The 18,052-nt window shown below is 70.9% G+C and carries 18 protein-coding genes; 3 read left to right on the top strand and 15 right to left on the bottom strand.

Features of this window, described 5'->3' with window-relative positions:
• Positions 1-24: 24 nt before the first annotated feature.
• Entirely contained in the window at positions 25-792 is a 768-nt protein-coding gene (gene ddaH / locus V6V89_RS19170; protein WP_334620529.1) for a dimethylargininase, read from the top strand.
• Here the strand turns inward: ddaH and V6V89_RS19165 are convergent.
• From V6V89_RS19165 to V6V89_RS19100, 14 genes are all read right to left on the bottom strand, one after another.
• On the bottom strand, positions 780-1,589 hold the full coding sequence (locus V6V89_RS19165; protein ID WP_334620528.1) for an HpcH/HpaI aldolase/citrate lyase family protein: 810 nt from the start codon (positions 1,587-1,589) through the stop codon (positions 780-782). The genes ddaH and V6V89_RS19165 overlap by 13 nt on opposite strands.
• The gene (locus tag V6V89_RS19160) at positions 1,589-2,776 is read right to left on the bottom strand and encodes a CaiB/BaiF CoA transferase family protein (RefSeq protein WP_334620527.1); all 1,188 of its coding nucleotides are present in this window, start codon (positions 2,774-2,776) and stop codon (positions 1,589-1,591) included. The genes V6V89_RS19165 and V6V89_RS19160 overlap by 1 nt, the downstream gene beginning before the upstream one ends.
• Positions 2,773-4,707 (bottom strand): SUMF1/EgtB/PvdO family nonheme iron enzyme, encoded by a 1,935-nt coding sequence (locus V6V89_RS41740; protein WP_442935174.1) that lies wholly within the window; start codon positions 4,705-4,707, stop codon positions 2,773-2,775. The genes V6V89_RS19160 and V6V89_RS41740 overlap by 4 nt, the downstream gene beginning before the upstream one ends.
• A gap of 118 nt (positions 4,708-4,825) precedes the next feature.
• Entirely contained in the window at positions 4,826-5,734 is a 909-nt protein-coding gene (locus tag V6V89_RS19150) for a ribokinase (protein WP_334620526.1), read from the bottom strand.
• A complete protein-coding gene (locus V6V89_RS19145) occupies positions 5,731-7,044 on the bottom strand; it encodes an ADP-ribosylglycohydrolase family protein (RefSeq protein ID WP_334620525.1) in 1,314 nt (437 codons plus the stop codon). Before V6V89_RS19145 ends, V6V89_RS19150 begins: the two co-directional genes overlap by 4 nt.
• The gene (locus tag V6V89_RS19140; protein WP_334620524.1) at positions 7,041-8,174 is read right to left on the bottom strand and encodes an ADP-ribosylglycohydrolase family protein; all 1,134 of its coding nucleotides are present in this window, start codon (positions 8,172-8,174) and stop codon (positions 7,041-7,043) included. Before V6V89_RS19140 ends, V6V89_RS19145 begins: the two co-directional genes overlap by 4 nt.
• 2 nt (positions 8,175-8,176) lie before the next feature.
• Positions 8,177-9,451 (bottom strand): ABC transporter substrate-binding protein, encoded by a 1,275-nt coding sequence (locus V6V89_RS19135; protein ID WP_334620523.1) that lies wholly within the window; start codon positions 9,449-9,451, stop codon positions 8,177-8,179.
• 9 nt (positions 9,452-9,460) lie between these two features.
• On the bottom strand, positions 9,461-10,294 hold the full coding sequence (locus V6V89_RS19130) for a carbohydrate ABC transporter permease (RefSeq protein WP_334620522.1): 834 nt from the start codon (positions 10,292-10,294) through the stop codon (positions 9,461-9,463).
• Positions 10,291-11,220, bottom strand: a complete 930-nt coding sequence (locus V6V89_RS19125; protein ID WP_334620521.1) for a carbohydrate ABC transporter permease — start codon at positions 11,218-11,220, stop codon at positions 10,291-10,293. The genes V6V89_RS19130 and V6V89_RS19125 overlap by 4 nt, the downstream gene beginning before the upstream one ends.
• Positions 11,217-12,242 carry a LacI family DNA-binding transcriptional regulator gene (locus V6V89_RS19120; protein WP_334620520.1) on the bottom strand — a complete coding sequence of 342 codons (1,026 nt, stop codon included), beginning with the start codon at positions 12,240-12,242 and terminating at the stop codon, positions 11,217-11,219. The genes V6V89_RS19125 and V6V89_RS19120 overlap by 4 nt, the downstream gene beginning before the upstream one ends.
• Before the next feature lie 112 nt (positions 12,243-12,354).
• Positions 12,355-12,552, bottom strand: coding sequence for a hypothetical protein (locus V6V89_RS19115; protein ID WP_334620519.1), 198 nt, complete (start codon positions 12,550-12,552; stop codon positions 12,355-12,357).
• A 16-nt stretch (positions 12,553-12,568) separates the two neighbouring features.
• Positions 12,569-12,973 carry a YccF domain-containing protein gene (locus tag V6V89_RS19110; protein ID WP_334620518.1) on the bottom strand — a complete coding sequence of 135 codons (405 nt, stop codon included), beginning with the start codon at positions 12,971-12,973 and terminating at the stop codon, positions 12,569-12,571.
• Between the two features lie 22 nt (positions 12,974-12,995).
• Entirely contained in the window at positions 12,996-13,892 is an 897-nt protein-coding gene (locus tag V6V89_RS19105) for a ribokinase (protein ID WP_334620517.1), read from the bottom strand.
• 18 nt (positions 13,893-13,910) lie between these two features.
• The gene (locus V6V89_RS19100; protein WP_334620516.1) at positions 13,911-14,717 is read right to left on the bottom strand and encodes an ABC transporter ATP-binding protein; all 807 of its coding nucleotides are present in this window, start codon (positions 14,715-14,717) and stop codon (positions 13,911-13,913) included.
• 107 nt (positions 14,718-14,824) lie between these two features.
• Between V6V89_RS19100 and V6V89_RS19095 the strand changes: the two genes are divergently transcribed.
• Both V6V89_RS19095 and V6V89_RS19090 read left to right on the top strand, forming a co-directional pair.
• Complete coding sequence (locus tag V6V89_RS19095) at positions 14,825-15,826, top strand: ABC transporter ATP-binding protein (protein ID WP_334620515.1); 1,002 nt, start codon at positions 14,825-14,827, stop codon at positions 15,824-15,826.
• Positions 15,823-16,779 (top strand): ABC transporter permease subunit, encoded by a 957-nt coding sequence (locus V6V89_RS19090; protein WP_334620514.1) that lies wholly within the window; start codon positions 15,823-15,825, stop codon positions 16,777-16,779. The genes V6V89_RS19095 and V6V89_RS19090 overlap by 4 nt, the downstream gene beginning before the upstream one ends.
• Here the strand turns inward: V6V89_RS19090 and V6V89_RS19085 are convergent, their stop codons facing one another.
• Complete coding sequence (locus V6V89_RS19085; RefSeq protein ID WP_334620513.1) at positions 16,780-17,952, bottom strand: ROK family transcriptional regulator; 1,173 nt, start codon at positions 17,950-17,952, stop codon at positions 16,780-16,782. It abuts the gene before it with no gap.
• Positions 17,953-18,052 lie beyond the last annotated feature (100 nt).

Below are 18,052 nucleotides of genomic sequence, written 5' to 3'. Positions count from 1 at the left end.
CCTCGCCCAGGAGGTTATTGATCAATGGGCCGTGGAATCGCACTTGTCCGCACGCCGAGCAGCCGGCTCGCGCAGGGCATCGTCACGCACATCCCCCGCACGCAGGTCGACGCAGACCTGGCCCGGCGGCAGCACGACGCGTACTGTGCCGCGCTCGACGAGGCCGGCTGGTCCGTCCGTGACGTGGTGCCGGCCGACGGCTCCCCGGACTCGGTGTTCGTCGAGGACACCGTCGTGGTGTGCGGTTCGCGCGCGATCCTCACCCGGCCCGGCGCACCGCAGCGCCGCTTGGAGGTGGCGGGCACCGAGTCGGCGGTACGGGCGCTCGGGCTAGACGTGACGCGCATCGAGTCGCCCGGCACGCTCGACGGCGGCGACGTGCTCCAGGTCGGCGACACCGTCTACGTTGGACGTGGCGGTCGCACCAACGTAGACGCCGTCCGGCAGCTGCGCCGGCTGCTGCCCGACCGCAACGTCGTCGCCGTGCCGCTGGGGGCCGTGCTGCACCTCAAGTCGGCGGCCACCGCCCTGCCCGACGGCACGGTCCTGGCACGCCGTGACCTGGTCGACACCGCCGTGTTCCCGGCCGTACGCACGCCCGACGAGGAGTCCGGGTGCCACGTGGTGCCGCTCGGCGGCGAGCGCGTGCTGATCGCCGCCTCAGCGCCGAAGACCGCGCACATGCTCGACGACCTCGGCTTCACGCCGGTGGTGGTCGACGTCAGCGAGTTCGAAAAGCTCGAAGGCTGCGTCACGTGCCTGAGCGTGCTGATCCCCGGTCAGGCGTCGTAGCGGGCGGACAGCTCCAGGGTGCGGCGCGCGGCGCCGATCATCGCCGCGTCGGCGAAACGGCCGTCCGGCAGGACCACCGTCCCGGACTCCAGCGCCGCCGCGGCGTCCACTCCGGCCAGCAACGCCAGGGCTCGCGCCACCTCCTCGGGAGCCGGCCGGAACGCCGCCACGATCACCGGAAGCTGCCGAGGATGGATCGCCGCACGACCGACGAAGCCCATGCGGCGGCCGGCACGACACGACGCCGCCAGGCCGTCCATATCGGACACGTTGGCATGCACGGACATGGCCGGCGGCGGCAGGCCGGCCGCGCGGGCCGCCACCACGATGCGGCCGCGCGGCCACGCCAGCGCGGCCTCGTCGTCGATACCCAGATCGGACCTCAGGTCGGCCTCTCCGAGCGCGACGCTGGCCACCGCCGGGTGTGCGCTCGCTATCTGGTACGCGAATTCCACACCGACCGCCGACTCGATGATCGGATGGAGTTCGGCCTCGGTCCGCGCCGCCACCGCCCGAACCCGCTCCGCGGACTCCACTTTGGGCAGTCGCAGCCCGGCCAGTCCCGGACGGCCGTCGACCGCCGCGAGATCCGCGTCGAGGTCCGGGCCCACCCGCACGTACACCGGCACCGGGTGCCGCTCAGCCAGAAACTCGGCCACCGCCGACCGGGCGTACTCCTTGCGCCCGGCCACGACCGCGTCCTCCAGGTCGACGATCACCGCGTCGGCCTCCGAGCCCACCGCCTTGTCGAACCGGTCGGGCCGGTCACCGGGCACGTACAGCCAGGTCAGCAGCATCAGATCACCCCGCGCTCCCGGAGCCCGCCCAACTCGGCCGCCGAATACCCCAACTCGCCGAGCACCTCGTCGGTGTCCTGCCCGTGGCGGCGCCCGGCGTGCCTGATCGCTCCCGGCGTCTCCGACATCCGGAACGGCACGTTCTGCATCCGCACCTCGCCCAACTCCTCGTCGGGCACGGTGACCGCGGTGCCGAGCGCCTTGTACTGCGGATCGGCCAGGATGTCCCGAACGTCGTACACCGGGGCCGCGGCGGCCTGTGCCGCCTCGAACGCGGCCACCACCTCGTCGCGGCCCCGCGCGGCCACCCACGCGGTCACGGCACCGTCCAGCTCCTCGGCATGCGCGGCCCGGCCGGTGCCGGTCGCGAACCACGGCTCGTCGACGAGATCGTCCCGACCGACCAGCCGCATGACCCGATCGGCGATGCTCTGCGCGCTCGTCGACACGGCCACCCACCGGCCGTCCGCGCACCGGTAGGTGTTGCGGGGGGCGTTGTTGCTCGTCCGGTTTCCGAGCCGCGGCTGCACGTACCCGATCTGGTCGTACCAGGTGATCTGCGGTCCGAGCATCGCCATGATGGGCTCGATGATGGCGAGGTCGACCACCTGCCCGGTGCCGGTGTGCTCGCGGGTGCGCAGGGCGAGCATGACCGCGTACGCGGTGGCGAGCGCCGTGATCGAGTCGGCCAGCCCGAACGGCGGCAGGGTGGGCGGGCCGTCGGGTTCGCCGGTGGCGGCGGCGAAGCCGCTCATCGCCTCGGCGAGGGTGCCGAAGCCGGGGCGCCTGGCGTACGGGCCGATCTGGCCGAAGCCGGAGATCCGCGCGATGACGAGGCCCGGGTTGGCGGCGTGGAGCACGTCCGGCCCGATCCCCCAGCGCTCCAGGGTTCCCGGGCGGAAGTTCTCCACGAGAACGTCCGCGCTCTTGACGAGGGCGGCGAGCACATCGGCGCCCTCGTGTGTGGACAGGTTAAGGGTCACCGTCTTCTTGTTACGCCCCAGCACCTTCCACCACAGGCCGATGCCGTCCTTCGCGGGACCGTGCCCGCGCGCCGGGTCGGGCTTGGCGGGGTGTTCGACCTTGACCACGTCGGCGCCGAAGTCACCGAGGAACGCGGTGGCGAGCGGCCCGGCGAAGAGGGTCGCCAACTCGACTACCCGTACCCCATCCAGCGGCGCACTCATGCGGGGGCCTCCAGGTCCACGGCGCAGCGAAAGCCGATCGACGGCGAGCGGGTGAGGCCGGCACCCATCAGCAGCAGTTTGACGGACGCCTCGGGCGGTTGCGGGCCGCCGTCGAAGTACCAGTCGGAGCCTTCGGCGCGATGGTCGGTGCCGCCCTTGAGCACGCAGAACCGGGTGCGACCGTCGGTGTGCTCGCTCTCGGTGAGGTTCCAGACCCGGGGGCCGCCGAGGTCGAGCAGGCCCGCCTCGGCGGCCACCTGCCACTCGTCCTCGGTCGGCAGCCGCAGGCCTGCCCATGCCGCATAGGCCCGCGCGTCCGCCAGTTCGACGTGCGTGACGGGCGCACCGGCGGGCCCTTCGCCAGCCAGAAAGCGCTCGGAGCGCACCGGCCGGTATCCGGTGATGCGGCGGAACTCCGCGTACTCACTGTTCGTCACCTCGCGTACGGCGATCGCGAAGCGTCCCAGGTGGACGGTGCGGTGCAGGGTGCCCGTGTGATGCAGCCGGGGCGGCAGCGGCTTCCACTCGTCGACGTACGGCGCCTCCCCGTACAGTCCGGTCTCCCGCACCCGGTACCGGACGGTGAGCTCGTGCCGCCCTCGGGGCATGGTGGCCATGCCTGGCGGCGGGCTACCGGCCACGCTGCCAGGGGTCCGCAGCCGCACCGCCGACCGCTGCGGGAAGGACGGGTCACCGGCTGCTGGCTCACCTGGCTCGGCGGCAGTCCCCGGCGTCACCGCCGCGATCGCCCCGCCGGGTAGCGCGCCGCCGACCGCAACGCGGCCGTCCGGCAGGGGGGTCACCTCCAAGGCGCGGCCCGTCACCAGGTCGACGTAGCTCTCCACCGAGTCGGCGATCAGCCACGGGCCGTCGTGGTCCGCACCGCGGTTCACCACCGTCCACAGTGGCGTGCCGTCGTGCACCCAACGGGAGGCGTACACCTGCCAGCCGGCGTGGTCGGCGAGCGGTGTCCAGTCTTCGGAGCGCAGCCACGCCGCGTGGCTGCTCTGCACCCGCCGCATGGCGCGCAGCACCGCCCGATCGCGCTCGCTCCAGCCCACCCACACGCCGAAGACGTTCTCCCACACGAGCACGCCCACCCCGTTGAGCCAGGCCGAGTGCAGCTCGTCGAGGTGGCTGCGGTGCCAGCGCCTCGTGTGGTGCAGCATGTGCCGCCGCTCGAACCACTTGGCGCGCAGCACGCCCGGCACCTCCGAGTCGGCGAACCACTGCGCCCACGACATCGCGTGGTCTTCGATCCGGGCCAACGGCACCCGGGACTCCCCTTCGAGCACCACACTCGGCGGCAGCGCGGCCCGCAGCTTGCCGGCGCCCTCCTTGAGGGTGTCGAGGAAGACGCCGTCGGCGCCCAGCCACGACACGATGTCGGCCACGGCTTCCTCGTCGGTGACCGGCTCACGCCGCGTGCCGGTGTCCCACGGGTTGTAGTCGACGAAGACCCGCACTCCCCGGGCCTGGAAGGCACGCACGACGCGCGGGAGCTCGGGCACGTCGCGGTAGAAGTCGAACTGGTTGCGCTCGTCCAGCCCGATGACCGGGTACGCGTGCCACAGCACCACACCGTCGTAGCCGCCGAAGTCCCGCTCGGCGGTGTCGAGGAAGGCGTCGACCGTGAACTCGCCGCGCTCGTGGTCGTACAGGGCCTCGTCCCACAGCCAGGCGAGGCAGACGCTGAAGCAGTCCCGCCGGATCTCGTCGTAGTGCGAGCCGTCGTACGCCAGCCGCCGCCGCGCGTCCACCCGCCACTGCCCGAGCCTGCTGCGCCACGCCGGCCACAACGCCGGGTCGGCCGGCGCCGCGAAGATCTTCGCCTCGTCCAGGAGCGACAGATCCCTCCCCGGATCCAGCGGCACCTCGGTCGGGAGGTCGATGGGGCGGGGTATGTATGGGTTGAAACCGGGCGCGCTCACCGGGCCCACCCCTGCGCACCGCGCTGCTTTGCTCTGCTTCCCCATAGGCAACGGCCGCCGTCCGCATAGCGGACGCGAGGTGTTTCCTCTATGGAAGCAGAGCAAAGTCGCCACGCACTCATGCCGGCCCCCCGTGCGCGGCGGCGGCCAGGAGCTGGTCGATCTCGGCGCGGGTGGGGAGCGAGCTGGACGCACCGAAGCGCTGGGCGCAGACGGCACCGGCGGCGCACGCCCAGGCCAGCGCCTCATCGACCGGCCGCCCCTCGGCCCAGCCGACCGCGAGCGCGCCGGTGAACGCGTCACCGGCCGCCGTGGTGTCGACCGCCGTGACGCGCGGCGCGTCGATGTGCAACCGGGTGCCGTCGCGGTCGGCGTACGCGACGCCACGGGCGCCGAGCGTCATCACCACCCGCGGCACCAGGTCGAGCAGGTCGTGCGGCGACGCCGGCCGCCCGGCGAGCACCTCGGCCTCACCCTGGTTGACCACGAGCACGTCGAGCACCTGGAGCAGTTCGGCCGGCAGCGGTCGGGCCGGCGCGGCGTTGAGCATCACCGTGGTGCCGGCCGCACGCGCCGCGGCGGCGGCCTGGATCACCGTGCCGACCGGGATCTCCAGCTGGCACAGGAGCACACTGGCCGCCCCGATCGCGGTGCGGTCGGCCTTGTCCAGTGTGGTCAGCGCGGCGTTGGCGCCGGGCGCCACGACGATGAGGTTCTCCGCGGCCCGGTCGACGGCGATGAGCGCGACGCCCGACGGCCCGGGCACCGAACGAAGGCGACTCACGTCGACGCCCGCCGCCACCATGTTGTCGCGCAGGGCGGTCGCGAAGCCGTCGTCGCCCACGGCACCGATGAAGGAGCACCGGCCGCCCGCGCGAGCGACGGCGACCGCCTGGTTGGCGCCCTTGCCGCCGGCCACGGTGGTGAACGCGTCACCCAGCACCGTCTCACCGGGGGCGGGCAGCGTGGGCGCGGTGACCACCAGGTCCATGTTGGCGCTGCCCACGACCACGACGCGCGCTGTCATGGGGAAACCTCCATCGTGCGCCGGGTCAGCTCGTCGAACGTCACCCCGTCGAAACCTCCGATGCTGCTCGACAGCCGGCCACGGAGCGGGCCGGTCCACTCTAGACGGATGCCGGCGGCGCCGGTCAGCGCGCCCAGCACACCGCCGACCGTGGCGCCGTTCGAGTCGGTGTCCCAGCCGCCGCTGACGGCGGCGCAGACCCCCCGGTCGAAGTCTCCGCCGCTGAAGGCGAGCGCGGCGGCCACGAGGGCCGCGTTGTTGCGCACGTGTACCCAGTGCAGGTGCCCGTGGCGCTTCTCCAACGCGTCGACGACGGATTCCCATTCACCGTCCGCACCGAGCGAACGCGCCTCGCGTACCGCGCTGGCGAAGGAGCCCGGTGGCAGCACGGACTCGCCGGCGTCCAGCACCTCGTCCACGCTGGAGGCCACCACGGCGGTCGCGGCCATAGCCGCCACCCACCTCGCACCGGAAACGCCGTCGCGGACGTGGCTGACCACCGCGTCACGGTATGCCAGTGCGGCGGCCACGTCCGGCCGGCCCGGCGACGCCCAGCCGTACACGTCCGTGCGGATCTGCGCGCCGATCCACTCCCGGAACGGGTTGTGCCGGCGTGCGGTATCCGGCGGGGTCAGGCCGAGCAGCAGGTTCCGGTACGCCACCCGCTCGGCGGTGAAGACGCGCCTACCGGGGAGCCAGTCGAGCCACGCCTGCGCCACGTCACCACTTGTGAAATCGCGGCCGTGCGTCTCCAGTACCCGCAGGGCGAGCAGCGCGAAGTTCAGGTCGTCGTCTTCGGGCGTGCCGTCGATGTTCTCGGCCAGGCTGTTGACCGCGCTGCGGCGGTTCCACGGCCAGCGTGCGGCGACATCCTCAGGCAAACCAGAAGCGGTGAAGTATCCCGACAGCGGCCACCGGCCGGTCGCCTCCAGGATCTCCCGGATCCCCCGGCGCGGGATCTTCTCGACCGGCTTGCCGAGCACGCAGCCGACCGCCCGCCCCAGCCACGCGCCGCGTACCCGATCAGGGTTCGCGGAAGGACCCCCGACGATGTTGCTCCCGATGACCGGGGGTCCTTCCGCGTCGCTGGACGGTGCTGGCAGCCGACCGCACTCGTCCAGCAGCTCCATTGCGAGGGCGCGCAGTTCGGGGCTGGCCGGCACCGGTGACGCCCCGCCCACCGGGGCGTCGAGCGAGCCGCCGGCGGCGACCCATCGAGCCTCCACGGCGGACACGTCGCGGCCCTCGTCGCGGCTCGCGGCCAGCTCGTGTGGCAGCAGGTCCTCCGGCTGCACCCACGTGAGTCTCATCGCAGCCCCTCGTACCGCTCGGCCCGGCGAGCGAAGCGCGCCTTGTCGGCCGCGTACACCTCGGCGGCCACGTCGGCGAGTACCCGCCCCGGCTCGGCCAGGTCGGTGCGAGAGGCGGACGCCACTGTGGACGCCCACTCGGCGGGAACCGCCGGTGAGCCCCCGAGCGCGCCGGCGATCGCCCCCGCCATGGTGGCGGTCGAATCGGAGTCCCGACCGTAGTTGACCGCCCCCAGCACCGCTTCCCGATACCCTCCGTTCGCCACGACGAGCATGCCCAGCGCGACCGGCAGCTCCTCGATGGAGTGCAGCCGGCTGGGCCGCCGGGCCCCGAGCCCCGGGTTGCGGTAGTCCTCGCCCACGGTGTCGTATGCCGCCACCGCGGCCCGCAGTGGCGCGATGGCGTCACGCCAATCCGTGTACCCATTGGCGACGTGGACGACGGCGGAGATGGCCTCCCCGGTGCCGTCCCGGGCCACGTCCAACGCCGCTTCCACGACCTCGCCCACGACGGCGCCGGGTGCCATCGCCGCCGCGACCGCCGCGGCGAAAACGGCGGCGGCCTCGCGGCCGTAGCTGTACTGGTGCGCGCCCGCCACCTCGATGGCCTCCGCGTACGCGCCGGCCGGGTCGCCCGCGTTGACGACCCCGACCGGGGCCATGTACATCGCCGCTCCACAGTTGACGATGTTTCCCACGCCGGCCTCGCGGGGATCGGCGTGCGCGTGGTGCAGGCGCGTCACGAGCCAGCGCTCGGCGGCCGCGAGGCGGTGGAAGGCCACCGCCTCGCGCTCCAGGTCGGGGATGTAGACCTCCCGCTCGATCAGGTCGGGCACGAGCAACTCGATGACGTCGTACGCGTCGAGGTGGTCGCGCTTCTTCGCGTACGCCCGGACCAGTGCGTGGGTCATCAACGTGTCATCGGTGATGTGCCCGTCGCCCTTGTGGTACGGGGCGAGTGGACGGTTCGTGGCCCAGTTCTCGTGGAACGGGGGCACGATGCCGTCGACCCAGCCGCCGTACCGGTTCCGGATCTCCTCGGGGAGCGCCGTCTCGGTGGCCCCGCCGAGGGCGTCACCGACGGCGGCGCCCACGAGGCAGCCGACCGATTTGTCGAGCAGAAGGCGCATGGTTACCTCAGGACCTGCTTTCCACCATCGACCAGCTGCGTGCCGAGCTGGTCCAACGTGATCTTGTTTGCGAAGTACTGCTGAAGCGCCGGTGTGGCGTACTTGGTCTTCCACTCCGGGTACCCGTCGACCGTCTGGAATGGAGCGATCGTCAGGTTGCCGGCGCTGGCCACCGCGACGTCCCAGCCCTGCTTGCCGCCCGTCGAGGTGACCAGCTCCTCGCCGGCCTTCTTGCCGGTGGGCACGAGCCAGTCGCCCTGCGCGAGGCGGGCCATGTTCGCCGGGTTCAGGAAGTACTCGACGAACTGCATCGCCTGCTTCTTGCCCTTCGAGTCCTCCGAAATGGACAGTGTTTGCGGGTTGGCCGCCTGACTGGCGCTCGGGCCCTTGATGGGCGGCAGCGTCACCCACTCGAACCCGGCCGGCGCCTGCTCGACCATCTGCTGCCGCAGGAACACGCCACCCGGCAGCATCGCGTACTTGCCGGCGAAGAATCCGGGCAGCGGGTCGGTGCCGCCCATGCCGACCGCGTCCGGCGAGGCCGACTTGGCCACGTAAATCATGTCGTGGATGCGGCGCGGGATCTCCTTCTCCGGATCGCCCACCTTCACCTCGGTCTTGCCGCCGTCGGTGTAGAAGAACTTGCCGTCGAAGTTGAGCGACAGGTTCATCACCCGGTTCGTCGGCGACTTCAGCGCCCACGCCACGCCGTACGTGCCGCTCTTGGTGAGCGCCTGCGCGTTGGTCTGGAACTCGTCCCACGTCCACGACTGGCCGGCCGCCGGCACCGTGATGGCCGCGGCGTCGAGCAGCTTCTTGTTGGCCAGCACCACCTGCGACTCCAGCAGGAACGGCACGCCCGCGACCTTGCCGTCGAATGTGACGGTCTCCCAGATGCCGTCGCTGATCTCGCCCTTCAGGTCACTGGAAACCAGGCTGGACAGGTCGGCCAGGTAGCCCTGCTTGGCGAACTCGCCGATCGCCGCGCTCTCGTACTGGAAGATGTCCGGCGCGTCGCCGCCCTCGAACGAGGTCAGCAGCTGGTCGTGCACCGAGTTCCAGTCGCCCTGCACGTACTCGACCTGGATGTCGGGGTGCTCGGCGTTCCACTTGTCGACCAGTTCCCTGTTCGCGGCCAGCGAGTCCTTCTGCCACGCCAGGCTGAGGAACCGCAGCTTGACAGGGCCTTCGGAGGAGGACGAGTCATCGTCGCCACTGCCGCACCCGGACAGTCCTATGAGGAGCGCCGCGGAGACGGCGACCAGTTTACGAAGCATGGGGCCTCCTTAACCCTTGACAGCACCCGCGAGCGACCCGGAGGTCAACCGGCGTTGCAGGAATGCGAAGAAGATCAGGCTCGGGATCGTCGCCATGAGTGAGCCGGCGGCGAGGGGTCCGAGCCTTGCGATGCCTTCGACGCCCACGAACCGCGCCAGCGTCACCGGCAGGGTCGCGAGGTCGGGGCTCTTGAGCAGCACCAGTGCGAAGAAGAACTCGTTCCAGGCGGAGATGAACGCGAACAGCGAGGTGGCCACCACGCCGGGCGCGAGCAGCGGGGCGACAACCCGGCGCAGTACCTGCAACCGGGTGGCGCCGTCGACGGCGGCGGCCTCCTCCAGCTCGCGCGGAATGTTGCGGACGAAGCCCTGCAGCATCCACAGCGCGAACGGGAGTGCCCACACGACGTAGACCAGGATCAGGCCGGCATGAGTGTTGACGAGGTCGACCTGCCGGAGGATGAGAAACAGCGGGATCACCAGCAGCACGAACGGGAAGAGCTGGGAGAGCAGCACCCAGCCCAGCGCCGCCGTGCCCAGCTTGGTCTTGAAGCGCGCGAGTGCGTAGGCCGCCGGCAGCGCGACGAGGACCGTCAGCACCGCCGACGCGAGCGACACCTGGAGGCTGTTGAGCGCCGCCCGCCCCAGCTCCTGCTCCGTGAACGCCTGCACGTAGTTGTCGAGCGTCGGGTTGTGCGGGATCAGGGTGGGGTGGATCTCCACCATCTCGCGCGGCGGCTTGAACGACGTGGAAAGCATCCACACGAGCGGGAAGCCCAGAAAGACCATGTACCCCAGCAGCGCGACGTACTGGAAGGCGCGCGTGGTCCGGCTCGCTTTCATGCGTTCGCCTCCCTCAGCCTGCGGCGCAGGTACACCGCCAGCAGCGCCACGATGATCACGACCATCACGTTGCCGAGCGCCGCCGCGTACCCGTAGTTGCCGTACCGGAACGCCTCCTCGTACGCGAAGAGCATCGGCAGCATCGTGCGGCCGCCCGGCCCGCCCGCGGTCAGCACATACACCAGGCCGAACGAGTTGAAGTTCCAGATGAAGTCAAGGGAGGTGATCGCCACGATCACCGGCATCAGGGATGGCACGGTGACGCTGCGAAAGCGCTGCCACGCCGTCGCGCCATCCACCGCCGCCGCCTCGTGCAGCTCGCGCGGCACCCCTGACAACCCTGCCAGCAGCACGATCGTGGTCTGCGGCATCCCCGACCAGACGCCCACCATGATCACGGCGGGCAGGGCGGTGCCGAAGTCGCCGAGCCAGTTGTGCTGAAGCCCCTCGGCACCGCCGCGGTACAGCACCTCGTTGAGCAGGCCGGCGTCCGGGTGGTAGACCAGCCGCCACATGATGCCGACGATGACCGGCGGCATCGCCCACGGCACCAGCGCCATCACCCGCCCGAACCCGCGAAACTTCAGCGGCTGGTTCAGCAGCAGCGCCAGCCCGAAGGCCAGCACGAACTGCAGGATCGTCACCGCGAAGGCCCACACCAACCCGATCCGGAAGGCGCTCCAGAAAAGGTCGTCGTTCATCAGCTCGCGGTAGTTCTCGACGCCCGTGAAGTTGGTGTCGACGTTGCGACCCGCGCGGGCGTCGGTGAAACCCAGGTAGATGCCGCGCAGCAGCGGGATCACCGACAGCACCACGACCGGCAGCAGCGCCGGCAGGAGCAGCAGGTAGATCGTGGTGCGGTCGGACCGCGCCCTCGCCTTGTAGTCCGGCTTCCGCGTCGGAGGCGCCTCCACCACAGTCGTCATGAGGCACCTCCGCTTGACGCGCGGATCACCAGGCTGGGCGGGACCTGCTCGCGGCGGGGCGGCAGGTCGGCGTCCGCGATCCGGTCCAGCAGCAGCTGGGCGGCCAGCCGGCCACGGATCTCGGAGCCCAGCGACACGCTGGAGATCTGCGGGTACGACATCTGGGCCAGCTCGGTGTCGTCCATGCCGACCAGGGCCACGTCCTGTGGTACCCGAAGGCCGGAGACCAGCAGCGCGTGCAGCGCCCCGACCGCGATCAGATCGTTGGCGCAGACGATCGCGTCCGGACGCGCGCGGGCGAGCAGCCGCTCGGCGGCGGCGCGGCCGGCCGCGTACTGGAAGTCACCCACCTCGATCATGTCGGCGCTCATTCCGTGACGCGCCATGGCCGCGCGATAGCCGGCATCGCGGGCGACGCCCGGCACCGTGTCCAGGGGGCCATTGAGAAAAGCGATCCTGGTACGCCCAGCGGCGGCCAGGTGATCGACGGCGAGCGCGACACCGGTACGCGAGTCGGTGCGGACGTTGTCTACTGGGACGTCGTCCGGGAGTTGGCCGATCACCACCACCGGCACCGGACTGGCCGTCATGGCCTCGACGTGCGAGTCGGTGACCCGGATCGGAGAAATGATCATGCCATCGACGTAACGGTGGGCGAGGCGGCGCAGTAACGCGGTCTCGCTGGCCACCTGGCCGCTGGTGGCGTGCACCAGCAACTGCCGCCCGGACTCGGCGACCACCGCCTCGATGGCTCGCATCATGGCGACGTACACCGGGTTGCCGATGTCTTCGACGGCGAACGCGATCAGACCCGTGCGCTGCGACTGGAGCGAGCGTGCGATCGCGTTGGGCACGTACCCGACCTCGGCGGCCGCCTCACGCACCCGGCGGACGGTCTCCGCGCTCCCGCCCACCCCGTTGAGCACCCGGGATGCGGAGGCGATCGACACCCCGGCCCGAGCCGCGACGGTATGCACTGTCGGCCGCCCGTCCGTCGCGTCGTGTAAACGTTTACGCCCCACGCGCCTGACCTCCGCAGCTCCCTTTGTAAACGTTTCCGGAAGTCTGCGCCCCACCGCCCCGAAGGTCAACCCTTGTTACAACTTCGTTTCCCCGCCGCGCCCTTTCCGCCGATCAAGGGACGGGAGGAACCGAAGGGATGCGGTGGGTGGGGGTGGTGCCGGCATACGTGTAGAGCTGGTGGCCGTGGCGTTGCTCTGTCGTCACCACGTACCTGTGGCGGACGCCGTTGATGTCGAGTTCGACCAGCGAAGCGTCCTCGGGGTCGAAGAAGGTGCCGTCGCGCGGGCCGCCCACGAGAATCGCGTCCATGCGGACGGAGTACCCGTCACGCTGAGGCGGAAACCCGCAGGTCATCCACCTCGACGACCTCGCGGCCCAACGGCCAGAACGCGGCCGGCACGAGCTTGAAGTTCGCGATGCCGAACGGTATGCCGATGATCGTCAGGCACAGCCCGATGCCGGCGAGGATGTGGGCGAGCGCCAGCCACCAGCCGGCCAGCACCACCCAGAGCACGTTGGCGAGGCCCGAGCCGACCCCGGCGCCCGGCTTGGGCACCAGCGTCCGGCCGAAGGGCCACAAGGAGTAGTACGCGAGCCGCAGCGACGCCACCCCGAACGGGATCGTGATCACCAGTACGAAGCAGATGAGGGCCGCGATGCCGTACCCGATGGCCAGTACGATCCCGCCGCCGAAGATAAGCCAGAGCAGGTTGAGAAGGGTCCGGATCATGCTTCCAGCATGACTCCCAGAATCAAGCCGAGGCGTACAGCGTGTCGATCTCGTCGCGTGTGGGCAGGGACACGGACGCGCCGAGGCGGCGAGCGCAGACGGCGCCGGCCGCGCACGCCCAGCGCACGGCGTCGACCAGATCGCGTCCCTCGCCCCACGCCACGGCCAGCGCGCCGGTAAAGGCGTCGCCCGCCGCCGTCGAGTCGACCGTGTCGACCTTGAAGGCCGGCACGCGGGTACCCTCGCCGTCGCGGGAGACGTACCAGGCGCCCTCGTCGCCGAGGGTGACGACCGCGCGCGGCACGACCGAGAGCAGCGCCGCCGGGTCCTCGCTGCCGCTACCGAGGATGGCCTGGGCCTCGCCTTCGTTGACGACGAGCAGGTCGACGGCCGCCAGCAACTCGTCGGGCAGGTCGCGCGCGGGGGCGGCGTTCAGCAGTACCCGAACACCGGCTGCGCGGGCGGCGACGGCCGCCTGCGTCACCGTCTCGACCGGGATTTCGAGCTGGCACACCAGAACGTCGGCGCCCTTGATGGTGGCGAGCTCGGCCTCGGTCAGCGCACCGAACGCGCGGTTGGCTCCCGGGGTGACCACGATGGTGTTCTCACCTTTGGCGTTCACCACGACGAGGGCCACGCCCGACGAGCCGTAAACGACTCGGGCATGCGCGCTGTCGACCCCGGACGCGGCGAGCCGGGCCTTGAGGGTCACACCGAACGCGTCAGAACCGATCGCACCGAGGAACGAGCAGGAGGCGCCGGCCCGGGACGCGGCGATCGCCTGGTTGGCGCCCTTGCCACCGGGCACCATCGTGAAGTCGTTACCGAGCACGGTCTCACCCGGCCGGGGCAGCGCCGGAGCGGTCGCGACCAGGTCCATGTTGGCGCTGCCGGCCACAACGACACGGGGCTGACGCATCAACGGAGTCTAGACCGCTCAGGAGAACGCGGTGAATCGTTCTCCCGACCGTTCCAGCTTCAGCGGTACCCCGAACGTCTTCGACAGGTTGTCGCTGGTCAGTACCGTGCCGATCAGTCCTTGCGCGACCACGCCGCCCTCGCGCAGCAACAGCGCGTGGGTGAAGCCTGGCGGTATCTCCTCGACGTGGTGAGTGACCAGCACCATCGCCGGGGCGTCCGGGTCGTACGCCAGCTCGGCCAGCCGGTTCACCAGGTCTTCGCGGGCACCAAGGTCGAGGCCGGCGGCGGGCTCGTCGAGCATCAGCAGCTCGGGATCGGTCATGAGGGCGCGGGCGATCTGCACGCGCTTGCGCTCCCCCTCCGACAGGGTCCCGTACGCGCGATCGGCCATCCCAGCCACGCCGAACTGGTCGAGCAGCGCCCTCGCGCGCACCTCGTCGATCGACTCGTACCGCTCGCGCCAGCGACCCACGACGCCCCATGAGGCGGTCACCACGACGTTGTGCACGAGCTCCTCGCCGGGGATCCGCTCGGCGAGCGCGGCGCTGGACAGGCCGATCCTGGTGCGCAGCTCGTTGACGTCGGTGCGACCGAGCCGTTCGCCGAGTACGCGCGCGGTGCCCGTACTGGGATAGAGCCGGGCACCGGCGATGTTGAGCAGCGTGGTCTTGCCGGCGCCATTAGGGCCGAGCACCACCCACCGTTCGTCCAACTCGACCCGCCACGTGAGGTCGCGCAACAGATGCGCGCCGGAGCGCGTTACACCGACTCCGTCGAGGTCAATCACCAGATCGTCGTTCGCCGCGGGCACTGGACCATCCAACCACGGCCGACCGGCCTACCCCCCACGGATGTGACGCTCACCGTAAGGTTCATCCGCATGACCGAGCTAGCTGGCGTTCGCCTCCGCTCACGCGGGCCATGCGGCGCATGACCGTCATCCAGATCGAGGGGCTGCGCAAGACCTTCCGCACCCTGCGAGGCGGCGCCCGGGTCGCGCTGGACGGCTTCGACATGACCGTCGAGGCCGGACAGGTGCACGGGTTCCTCGGCCCGAACGGTTCGGGCAAGACCACGACACTGCGCGCGCTGCTCGGCCTGGTACATGCCGACGACGGCCGGATGGCGGTGCTGGGTCACCAGACGCCAGTCGAACTGCCGGCCGTCGCGGGCAGGGTCGGGGCGATCGTGGAAAGCCCCCAGTTCTTCGGCAACTTCACCGGCCGCCGCACGCTACGCCTGCTCGCCACGGCCGGCGGTGTGCCGCACGAGCGGGTCGAGGAGGTGCTCGACCAGGTCGGGCTGCGTGACCGTGGCGACGAGCGGGTCAAGGGGTACTCGCTGGGCATGAAGCAGCGGCTCGCGGTCGCGTCGGCTCTGCTGAAGCAGCCGGAGTTGCTGATACTCGACGAGCCGGCCAACGGGCTGGACCCGGCCGGTATCCGGGAGATGCGCGACCTGATGCGCGACCTGGCTGCCGCCGGCGTGACCGTGCTGGTGTCCAGCCACATCCTGGCCGAGATCCAGCTGATCTGCGATCACGTGACGATCATCTCGCGCGGCCGGCGTGTGGCGAGCGGTCCGGTCGCCGACGTGGTGTCGGGGTTCGACAAGGGCGAGTACCGGGTGCGCGTCGCCGACCACGAGCGGGCGGCCGAGGTGGTCCGTGCCGCTGGGCTGCCGGTGACCGTCCACGATGACCACTTCGTGGTGGGTGACCTGGCCGATCCGGCGTGGGTCAGCCAGACGCTGGGCGGGCAGGGCTTGTGGGTGCGCGAGCTGACCCCCCTCACTCCCGACCTGGAGAGCGTCTTCCTCCAGCTCACCGGCACCGAGCCCGAGCCGGGCGCGCACAAGCAGGTCGACGACGCGGTGCGGCCCGGCTCCGAGACTGAACTGACCGTGTCGGTGGCCGCGGAGGACCCGAAATGAACCTGGTACGCGCCGAGGTGAGCCGGCTACTGGCCCGCCGGTTCACGCAGCTGATGCTGGTTTTGCTGGTCGGTGCCTTCGTGGTCACGATCGCGACCACCTTGGCGAGTTCGCACCGGCCCACCGCCGCCGAGTGGGAGCGGGCCGAGTTCCAGGTCGTGCAGGAAGAGTCGCGCCACGAGGAGATGCGGGAGCACTGCGAGTCGGGCCGAGGGACCACGGATTTCTGCCAGGCCCTGAGCGAGCGGAAGCCCCGCCTGGAGGACTACCTGTTCGGCGTCTTCGTATTCGAGCGCGAGATCCGCGCCCTCGTCTACTTCATGGCGGCCTTCCTCGCGCTCTTCGGCTTTCTGGTGGCGGCCTCGTTCATCGGCGCGGAGCTGAACTCAGGCGGCATGACGAACCTGTTGCTGTGGCGACCGCAGCGGCTGACCGTGCTGGGGACCAAGCTCGGCACGATGCTGGGCGGAGTACTCGCGGTCGCCTTGGTCGCCACGATCGGCTACATCGCGTCCTTCTGGGTGATCGCCCAGGCCAACGGCCTGCCGGGTGACGTCGACGCGGAGTTCTGGGGCGATCTGACGATGGTCGTGGTGCGCGGCCTGCTGCTGGTGCTGGGTGCCGCAGCGCTCGGCTTCTGCCTGGCGACGCTGGGCCGGCACACTGCCGCGGCGATGGGTGTCGTGGCGGGGTACGCGATCGTCTGGGAGGTCGGCGCGCGCATCGTGATGGAGGTCGTGGAGACCGACCGCGCCGAGACGTTCATGCTGTCCACCTACCTGGGTGCGTGGATGGATGGCCGCGTCACGTTCTACGACGGGCCCTGCATGGGTTCCTTCGCAGAGTGCTCCTACTCGTTGACCTGGGCACACGGCATGATCGTGCTGAGCGCGCTGGTGGCCGTCGTTGCGGTCGGCGCGTTCGCGTCCTTCCGCCAGCGCGACCTCGCGTAGTCAGACGGTAGAGCCGAAGACTTCGTCGCGCGCCGCGTGGAGCCCGGTGAGCAAGGCGCCCTTGAGCACCGGCTCTTCGGCCACCTCGCTGACGACGACCCGCGGCGCCACCAGCGTGATCGCGGCCACCTCGTGCTGTACCCGCTCCGCCAGCGCGCTGCCGCCCGCCTGGCCGACCTCGCCGGAGAGCACGACGAGCGGCGGGTCGAGCACCACGCACGTGCTGGCGACGCCGAGCGCCAGTCGCCGGGCCACCTCGTCGAGCATCGGGCCGCCCTTGGTGCCGGCGGCGATGGCGGCGCGTACCGCCTCGCCCGCGCTTCCGCCCCGGAAGCCGTGCTCGCGAGCGACCGCACGCACCGCGTCGGCGGCGGCCACCTGCTGGAAGGCGCCCTTGGAGCGGCGGTACGCGTCGCGCGGGATGGGCGCGCCCGGCACCGGCAGGTATCCGATCTCGCCGGCGGCGCCGGTGCTGCCCTGGTGCAGCCGACCGCCCAGCATGATCGCGAGGCCGACGCCGCCGCCGATCCAGATGAGCACGAAGTCTTCGACGCCCTTTGCCGCCCCGTCGTGCGCCTCGGCGACGGCGGCGAGGTTGACGTCATTGCCGAACACGACGGGCGTGTGCAGGTCTTCGCGCAGCGCGGCGAGCAGGCCGCGGTGCCAGCGCGGCAGGTTCCACGCGAAGGTGATGTCGCCGGTGCCCGGGTCGACGAGGCCGGGCGTGCCGAGCACGACCCGCTTGACGGTGCCGAGGTCTGCCTTGGCGCTACTGGCCGCGCGTACGACCGCGTTGTGCACCACGCCCACCGGGTCGTCGTTGTCCTTAGTGGACTGCTCGACCCGGCCGACCACGGCGCCGGTGATGTCGGCGCAGGCGGCCACGACGCTGTCGGCGTCGACGACGACGCCGATGACGTGGGCGCTGCTCGGCGTCACGGCGTACAGCTGGGCGTTGGGGCCGCGACCGCCGGCCTGCTCGCCCACGCGCGTCACGAGCCCGCGCTCTTCCAGTCGCTCGACGAGCTGCGATGCGGTTACCTTGCTGAGACCGGTCAGTTCACCGAGCTGTGCCCGGGTGAGGGGGCCGCGAGAAAGCAACAGCTCCAGCGCGGCGCGGTCGTTGAGCGCGCGGAGCAGACGCGGTGTGCCGGGCAGGCGCGGGGAGGCCATGTACCGTCCTCTAGTACTAAAGAAACCTTACATTTTGACCTTAACGACTTAACCGAGTAAGCCGTAGCGTAATCGTGCGGAAGCATGGGTGCGGTCATCC

Origin of the sequence: Micromonospora sp. CPCC 206061, assembly GCF_036906915.1 — a bacterium.
Classification (GTDB): domain Bacteria; phylum Actinomycetota; class Actinomycetes; order Mycobacteriales; family Micromonosporaceae; genus Phytohabitans.
Note: the sequence above shows the minus strand (reverse complement) of the source record. Positions and strands in the feature narration are given on the sequence as shown.

Excerpts from the sequence above, each read along its gene's own strand:
- V6V89_RS19110 (WP_334620518.1), bottom strand. The coding sequence starts at position 12,973 with ATGATCCGGACCCTTCTCAACCTGCTCTGGCTTATCTTCGGCGGCGGG.
- V6V89_RS19090 (WP_334620514.1), top strand. The coding sequence starts at position 15,823 with ATGAACCTGGTACGCGCCGAGGTGAGCCGGCTACTGGCCCGCCGGTTC.
- V6V89_RS19125 (WP_334620521.1), bottom strand. The coding sequence starts at position 11,220 with ATGACGACTGTGGTGGAGGCGCCTCCGACGCGGAAGCCGGACTACAAG.
- V6V89_RS19165 (WP_334620528.1), bottom strand. The coding sequence starts at position 1,589 with ATGCTGCTGACCTGGCTGTACGTGCCCGGTGACCGGCCCGACCGGTTC.
- V6V89_RS19145 (WP_334620525.1), bottom strand. The coding sequence starts at position 7,044 with ATGAGACTCACGTGGGTGCAGCCGGAGGACCTGCTGCCACACGAGCTG.
- V6V89_RS19150 (WP_334620526.1), bottom strand. The coding sequence starts at position 5,734 with ATGACAGCGCGCGTCGTGGTCGTGGGCAGCGCCAACATGGACCTGGTG.
- V6V89_RS19085 (WP_334620513.1), bottom strand. The coding sequence starts at position 17,952 with ATGGCCTCCCCGCGCCTGCCCGGCACACCGCGTCTGCTCCGCGCGCTC.
- V6V89_RS19160 (WP_334620527.1), bottom strand. The coding sequence starts at position 2,776 with ATGAGTGCGCCGCTGGATGGGGTACGGGTAGTCGAGTTGGCGACCCTC.
- V6V89_RS19095 (WP_334620515.1), top strand. The coding sequence starts at position 14,825 with ATGACCGTCATCCAGATCGAGGGGCTGCGCAAGACCTTCCGCACCCTG.
- V6V89_RS19140 (WP_334620524.1), bottom strand. The coding sequence starts at position 8,174 with ATGCGCCTTCTGCTCGACAAATCGGTCGGCTGCCTCGTGGGCGCCGCC.
- V6V89_RS19135 (WP_334620523.1), bottom strand. The coding sequence starts at position 9,451 with ATGCTTCGTAAACTGGTCGCCGTCTCCGCGGCGCTCCTCATAGGACTG.
- V6V89_RS19130 (WP_334620522.1), bottom strand. The coding sequence starts at position 10,294 with ATGAAAGCGAGCCGGACCACGCGCGCCTTCCAGTACGTCGCGCTGCTG.
- V6V89_RS19115 (WP_334620519.1), bottom strand. The coding sequence starts at position 12,552 with ATGGACGCGATTCTCGTGGGCGGCCCGCGCGACGGCACCTTCTTCGAC.
- ddaH (WP_334620529.1), top strand. The coding sequence starts at position 25 with ATGGGCCGTGGAATCGCACTTGTCCGCACGCCGAGCAGCCGGCTCGCG.
- V6V89_RS19105 (WP_334620517.1), bottom strand. The coding sequence starts at position 13,892 with ATGCGTCAGCCCCGTGTCGTTGTGGCCGGCAGCGCCAACATGGACCTG.